Origin of the sequence: Secundilactobacillus silagei JCM 19001 (genome assembly GCF_002217945.1) — a bacterium.
Classification (GTDB): domain Bacteria; phylum Bacillota; class Bacilli; order Lactobacillales; family Lactobacillaceae; genus Secundilactobacillus; species Secundilactobacillus silagei.
In genome coordinates, this window is sequence record NZ_BCMG01000007.1 from 145,729 (window position 1) to 152,986 (window position 7,258).

A 7,258-nucleotide genomic window follows, 5' to 3' on the forward strand; every position below is an offset into this window, starting at 1 on the left:
TATTTGAAAGCACTTCATTTCAATCAGGCATTAACTTTCTAACTTATTATTTATTCTTTAAATTGGCACTATTTCTTCACATTTTCATTGTGAAATGTTAAACTATTATTGTGCTTCAACTAATATTTTATTAAAGGAAGGTTTGTAATGGCAGATAAATTAGCAAACATTGGTGTTGTCGGAATGGCTGTTATGGGCAAGAACTTAGCCCTTAACATCGAAAGCCGCGGCTTCACTGTTGGTATCTATAACCGTACAGCTTCAAAGACTGATAAAGTGATGGCAGATCACAGCGATAAGAAACTGGTCCCAAGTCACACAATCGAAGACTTTGTTGACTCTCTAGAAAAACCTCGTCGGATTCTATTAATGGTTAAAGCTGGTAAACCAACTGATGCTGTCATTGACGAATTAATTCCATTGCTCGATAAGGGTGATGTTTTAATTGATGGTGGTAACACTAACTTCCATGATACGATGGCACGTAATGCTAAACTCGATAAATCAGGAATTAACTTTATTGGTATGGGTGTTTCTGGTGGTGAACTTGGTGCCCTCCAAGGTCCTTCATTAATGCCTGGTGGTCAAAAAGAAGCTTATGATTTGGTTGCCCCAATTCTTGAAAAGATCTCAGCTAAAGCTGACCAAGATGGCAAGCCATGTGTTGCTTATATTGGACCTAATGGTGCCGGTCACTACGTTAAGATGGTGCACAACGGTATCGAATATGGTGATGAAGAGCTGATCGATGAAAGCTACAACATCATGCGGAATGTCTTAGGCATTTCCGTTGATGATATGGCTGACATCTTCAAAGACTGGAACAAAGGCGAACTGAACAGTTACTTAGTTGAAATTACTGCTAACATTTTGTCACGTAAGGATGATCTTGGCGATGACAAGACTAAGCCAATCGTCGACATGATCTTAGACCGTGGTAACAACAAGGGTACTGGTAAGTGGAGTTCAGAAGACGCATTGAACGTCGAAGTACCACAATCAGTTATTACTGAAGCCGTTTATGCCCGTTACATCTCAATGATGAAGGACGAACGTGTTACTGCTTCTAAGACCTTAGCTGCACCAAAGGCTAATGAAGAAATTGGTGACAAGAAAGAAATGGTTGAAAAGATTCGCCAAGCCCTCTACTTCAGTAAGATCATGAGTTACGCTCAAGGTTTCGAACAACTTCGGTTTGCTTCAGAAAACTACAAGTGGGACTTGAAGTTTGGTCAATTAGCTCAGATCTGGCGTGCCGGCTGCATTATCCGTGCACAATTCTTACAAAACATCACTGATGCTTACGATAAGAAGCCTGATTTAACTAACTTACTGTTGGATGACTACTTCAAGGACATTGCTGCGAAGTATCAAGAATCAACTCGTGAAGTTGTTGCTTTAGCTGTTAAGATGGGTGTTCCAGTACCATCATTCAGTGCCGCAATTACTTACTACGATTCATATCGTTCAGAAGTATTGCCTGCAAACTTGTTACAAGCACAACGGGATTACTTCGGTGCCCACACTTACGAACGTACTGATCGTAAGGGTCTGTACCATTACACTTGGTACAAAGAACAATAAAAAAATTGGCAGTTATTTAGCCAATGAAAAAAGCGACTGGTCGAAATTGACCAGTCGCTTTTTTAGATTTTACGCTTATGATAACCGCCTCAACGAAAAATAGCTGACGATTCGTTTCAACGGAGAATGTTGTAAAAATAAGATAACTACACACCCAATAATGACCCCACCAGCGTTAGTGATCACGTCATTGATATCAACCCAACGTGACAGCTGCAAAAAACTATCCAGTAGAAATTGAGTGCTTTCGATACCGATCCCAATTAAAAATCCTAAGCCAACAATTTGGCGAAAATTAGCTTTACTCAGTAATTTAAGGTAGACTCCCATGGGCACCATCATCAAAATATTAAGGTAAAAGTCCATCTCAATTCCCCGAAAAGGAATCGGGTTAGTCGGTGCATTACCGACCCAGAATGGTTTCATGGTGGGTACACTGCCAAAGGCATACGAGGTCGGCGTTAACGTCAAATAACCCACAACGGCAAGGTAAAAGCCAAAGGTCACTATGGTCATCATTTGCCCTAAGGTTCTCTTTCGATCAACTAAGACCCCGATCCCAATCATGACCATAAAAACGTAGGCCAAATAGGGCAGCCATTGCACATCATTTGTCATCCAAACGCTCCTCTTTCATCAATATTAACGACTATAGTCATCACTATAGTCGTTAATATTGATGAAAGATAGAGCTATTGGCGGTGCTTAAATATTTTTTAATGCTTCTGAAATCAAAGTGTCACCCGTCAGAATTGGGATCGTCTTGTTGATGGTTTTGGGTTGCTTTAACGCAGCTACTACTGTGCTGGCCACGTCCTCACGTGCAACAGAGCCACCAGTGACCCCATTGGTGCTGATTTTGCCGGTCCCCTTATCAAAGGTCAACGTACCGGGTTCAACAATGGTGTAATTTAAATTGGTGCGGTAACGCAGCCATTCATCCGCATAAAATTTAGCGGCGTAGTATGGCCGAATGGCTGCATGCCAGCGGTTGCGATCTTCAGCCCATAGCGCACTTACCATAACGTAACGCTTAACACCCGCGATCTGAGCGGCCTGCATACTCTTAACGGCCCCGTCTAGATCGACCATCAGCGTCATATCATCACCCGTTTTACTGCCAGAACCCGCCGTAAAGATGACGGCGTCAAACCCGTCTAACGTCACGCCTAATGCTTCTGGTTTGCCCAGTAAGTTAACGTGCGCGGTTTTAATCTGGTGATCCTCAAAAAAAGCGGCTTGCTCCGGTTTACGAATTCCTGCAACAACCTCGTCCCCATTTTCACTCAGCTGCTGGCTGATCAGTCGACCAATATTGCCATTGGCTCCAATAACAAATACTTTCATGTAGCTACCTCCAGTTAAACGTACTCAGTTTATAATGCTTAATTATACTCATCATGCTGACTCAGCGCTATTATCATGTCATAAAAAAAACGCTGACCCTGTCTTCACAGAGGTCAGCGGTTGATTCACGTCAAAAGTTCTGATTAAAGGCCCTTAGCGATTTCATCATATTTTTTTTGATACCATTCATCATATGATTGGTCAGCCATCACACCATTCTCCATGAATGACTGGTCCAGTGACGAAATAATCCGTTCAAAGAATTCACCATCATTTTGATACAAGTAATCACGGAGCTGATCCGGATGGAAATTTGAATTTTGCTGAATATCATGATTAATCTGTTCCATTTCATACTGAATCGGATAATCAGTCAAAATTTCAAGACTTTTAGTCGAATTTTTTCTGAGGTAGAAATCAATAAAGTCATGAACTGCACGTGACTTAGCTTCATCACTTAATTGATCGAATAACACGACGCCTGGTTGTAACACAAAGATCACTCCTTATTTAATAAAAGCTCCTACGTTTTAGTCCGCACTTCCAGTATAGTTCTTTTGCCGCTTTTTTGTAAGGGAGATGCCTACTTGAAGCCTCACATTGCCCCTTTTAAACGTTTATTTCTAATCAACAATCGGCTCAAAAAGCGTAAAATAAAACTAGCATCAATTACACAGTTGAAAAGAGGAAAACCATGTTACCTTTTGCAAATGATTATTCACGCGGCGCCCACCCTAAAGTGCTGCAAGCTTTAGTTGATACCAATCTAGAAGCCCAACCAGGATACGGCCAAGACGCCTACACCAAGCGGGCGGCTCAAAAAATTCAAACCGCCTGTCAGTTGCCAGACGCTTCCGTCTTTTTCATTTCCGGCGGGACACAGACCAACCAAGTGGTCATTTCAAACTTATTGGATGACGATGAAGGCGTGGTCGCCGCTGATTCCGGTCACATTAACTTTCACGAAGCGGGATCAATCGAGTATACCGGCCATAAAGTCCTCACCTTACCTGGCGTTAACGGGAAGGTGACAGCAAAGAACCTCCAAGCTTATTTAACCGACTGGCAAGCAGATGAAAATCACGGCCAAATGGTGGCACCAGGTGTGGTCTACATCTCGTTTGCTACTGAAGTTGGAACGCTGTATAGCAAGCAAGAATTAGCAGATCTCGCTCAAGTCTGCCATCAGCATCACCTGCCATTATTTATGGACGGGGCGCGCTTAGGATACGGCTTGATGAGTCCAGCCAATGATTTGACCTTAGCTGACATTGCTAAATATTGCGATGTGTTTTACATTGGCGGAACTAAGGTCGGTGCCCTCGCCGGTGAAGCAGTGGTCTTCACCAAACACAATGTTCCCAAGCGCTTTACAACTAAGATCAAGCGACAAGGGGCGATGCTGGCTAAGGGCCGGCTGCTTGGCGTTCAATTTGACGCGTTATTTACGGATAGACTGTACTTTAAGATCAGTCAGCATGCCATCGATCTAGCGTTAAAACTTAAACGGTCACTCAAGGATAAGGGCTATCACTTATTAGTTGATTCACCAACCAACCAGCAGTTTATTGTGGTGAACAACACCCAGTTGGCAGCGTTAAAACAACACGTCGATTTTTCGTTTTGGGAAAATGTTGATGCCACCCATACTGCGATTCGCTTAGTCACCAGCTGGTCTACCACGGAAGCGGAAGTGGATGCGTTAATTGCGCTGTTATAATGTTTGCGTGAATAATTGAGTCAGCAAGCAGATAAGTTGTCATTTCCTGCAAAACCGGGTATACTTAAATATGGAAAAAGAATAAGCCGTTAGGTGAGGCTCCTATACGGAAAACGCTACTGCTCAGAAACGTCGAAAAACGCCAATGAGTCAGCTGTCCGAGTTAAAAAAAGGCTCGGTCTAATGTGGCTGTTATCCATTAACTACGCCGTATAGTGCTAAAGCTCAACGATTGGCGAAACAACCTTTATAGGTTATTTAAGTGTGCAAATCAGTGCGCTCAGTCAATTGTTGACTGAGCGTTTTTTTACACCTAACGCATGGCAACCAACATTGGAGGTGAGTCTTATGCCAACTGAACCATATGATCCTGGATCGCAGTCTTATCACGCGCGCCAGGGAAAGCGAGCTGTCATAGCTCATCTACACAGAGGAATGCAAATTTAAATTTTGCTTCTTGGTCTGTGACACTTACTTTCCCGGCCCTATATTTGGCGGTTTTTAAAATGATCGATAACTTAATGACGTCCTGTATTACTCTTCGTAACCAGCGTTGTGGCTGGTTATCAGCGAAGATCCTGAACGAACTCGTTAGTACGGTTAAGTTATCATTCGATTGAATTGGGAAAGCAAGGGTTAGCAGTCTGAGTCTCGGTGCCCGGGTTGGCCAATTGACAGTGACATGTCGGTCAGCTAAAATGTGCTTCACCACGTGGGGAACTATGTGGGGAGATTTAAGTGCGGTTAACTTCCGCTGCAAAGCGTTAGAATTTCATTTTAGAACGTCAACCATCATCATAAAACTTACTATAACGCTGTTGATATTGTTAACGAAAATGATTTGTATAGCTTGATGGGAATCAATCTTACTTGTCATATCCAGCCAATTGAGACAGCACCGAAAAAGCGCTCTGGTTTTTTAACCAGAGCGCTTTTTAACTGTTGATTTTAAATTTGATTAATTAATCAGTAGTAGAATCTTTTGGTTTATTGAAGGTTCCCGCAAATTCCGTGGCCTTCTTTTCATCAAATTCTTTTTCTGACTTAGCAATGACTACTGAAGCTAGTGAATTACCAACCACGTTGACGGACGTTCGACCCATATCAACTAAACGGTCAATCCCGGCAATGAAGGTTAGGCCCTGCATTGGAACCCCAATCGTTGACATAGTGGCTAACAGAACAACGAAGGAAGCCCCTGGCACCCCTGCCATGCCCTTTGAAGTAATCATTAAGACAACTAGTAGGGTAATCTGCTGGCCAATGCTGAGATGAATATGATAAGCCTGAGCAAGGAACAGTGCAGCTAACGATTGATAAATCGCTGAACCATCCAAGTTGAAGGTATAGCCGGTTGGAACAACGAATGAAACGATCCCCTGACTGACACCAAACTTTTGCATTTTATCAATGATCCGTGGTAACACAGCCTCTGAACTAGCAGTTGAAAAGGCCAAAATGAACTCATCGCGGATAACCTTAAGCAAGGTGAACAGGTTTAACCCAAATATCCGGGCAACGCCACCCATGATAAGGAGAATAAAAACAATCATCGTCGCGTACGCTAGGAAAACAAAGTAGCCTAGCGGTGCCAACGCTGATAGCCCCATCTGAGCGACGGTGACACCAATCAGCGCACAGACCCCAATTGGTGCAGTGTGCATGACCCAATTAGTGACCTTGAACATAACCTCGGAAACAGCTTGAAGAAAATCAATAATAATTTGGCCCTGCTTACCAATCGCTGCAGTCCCAAGACCGAAGAAAACGCTAAAGAAGATCACTGGCATCATATCGCCAGTACTAAGTGCATTAAAGAAGTTAGTCGGAATGATCCCCACTAATGTAGCCCAGATACCGCTGTGAGCTTTAGCCGTTCTAGCAGTGGCGACATACTGACCGATACTTTGCGAATGTAACTGATGAATATTGATAAAATCACCAGGATGAAAGACGTTGCCGACGATTAAACCAAGAATAATAGCAATGGTCGTCATCAATTCAAAATAAATAATGGTTTTGCCACCAATTCGACCAAACTTCTTGATGTCGCCCATGTTAGCAATCCCAACAGTTAAGCAAGAAACAACAATTGGTAAAACAATCATTTGAATCATATTAATAAACATATTCCCAATGTTTTGCATTGCCATAATTGCTGTCTTATTCTGATAAAAAATTACCCCAAGAATAATGCCAAGTACCAGACCAATCATGATCTGCCAACCTAAGCTTAAGCGATAACGTCGATAACGTTTCATTTTAGAGCCCCTCAATCTAAATAATTATTACACTTCCTTATTATTTTATCATATTCTCATTAAACCCGAGTGCCTTATTTTTAAATTCACAAGTTAAAACGCTATGAACGCTGGTTTATCAATGTTTACGAGTAAACTTTTATTTTTTTAATTTGTATTTCTATTCATTTTTGATGCTTTGTTTTATGAGATCAAAAAAGCAGCCATCGATTACTCGATGACTGCTTCGTTTGCGTGGCAACGTCCTACCCTCGCAGGGGGCGATCCCCCAACTACTCTTGGCGTGCTGAAGCTTAACTACTGTGTTCGGCATGGGAACAGGTGTATCCTTCAGGCTATCGCCACC

At 42.5% G+C, this 7,258-nt stretch carries 6 protein-coding genes, 1 rRNA gene and 1 riboswitch; of the genes, 2 read left to right on the forward strand and 5 right to left on the reverse strand.

What is annotated here, in order from left to right; translation table 11 throughout:
• Positions 1-147: 147 nt before the first annotated feature.
• Positions 148-1,584 (forward strand): NADP-dependent phosphogluconate dehydrogenase, encoded by a 1,437-nt coding sequence (gene gnd, locus CES79_RS07840; protein ID WP_089136831.1) that lies wholly within the window; start codon positions 148-150, stop codon positions 1,582-1,584.
• Positions 1,585-1,659: 75 nt separating this feature from the next.
• Here gnd and CES79_RS07845 read toward each other — a convergent pair whose 3' ends face one another.
• The 3 genes from CES79_RS07845 to CES79_RS07855 form a co-directional block, all read right to left on the reverse strand.
• Positions 1,660-2,202, reverse strand: a complete 543-nt coding sequence (locus tag CES79_RS07845) for a VanZ family protein (protein WP_089136832.1) — start codon at positions 2,200-2,202, stop codon at positions 1,660-1,662.
• A gap of 87 nt (positions 2,203-2,289) precedes the next feature.
• Entirely contained in the window at positions 2,290-2,931 is a 642-nt protein-coding gene (locus CES79_RS07850) for an SDR family oxidoreductase (protein ID WP_089136833.1), read from the reverse strand.
• Between the two features lie 143 nt (positions 2,932-3,074).
• Entirely contained in the window at positions 3,075-3,425 is a 351-nt protein-coding gene (locus CES79_RS07855; RefSeq protein WP_054654583.1) for a hypothetical protein, read from the reverse strand.
• Between the two features lie 200 nt (positions 3,426-3,625).
• Between CES79_RS07855 and CES79_RS07860 the strand changes: the two genes are divergently transcribed.
• Positions 3,626-4,651, forward strand: coding sequence for a threonine aldolase family protein (locus CES79_RS07860; RefSeq protein WP_054654584.1), 1,026 nt, complete (start codon positions 3,626-3,628; stop codon positions 4,649-4,651).
• Between the two features lie 78 nt (positions 4,652-4,729).
• Positions 4,730-4,895, forward strand: a riboswitch (M-box (ykoK) riboswitch).
• A 718-nt stretch (positions 4,896-5,613) separates the two neighbouring features.
• Here CES79_RS07860 and CES79_RS07870 read toward each other — a convergent pair.
• Together CES79_RS07870 and rrf are read right to left on the reverse strand one after the other, a co-directional pair.
• On the reverse strand, positions 5,614-6,912 hold the full coding sequence (locus CES79_RS07870; protein ID WP_089136834.1) for a cation:dicarboxylate symporter family transporter: 1,299 nt from the start codon (positions 6,910-6,912) through the stop codon (positions 5,614-5,616).
• A 232-nt stretch (positions 6,913-7,144) separates the two neighbouring features.
• Positions 7,145-7,258 (reverse strand): 5S ribosomal RNA (gene rrf, locus CES79_RS07875).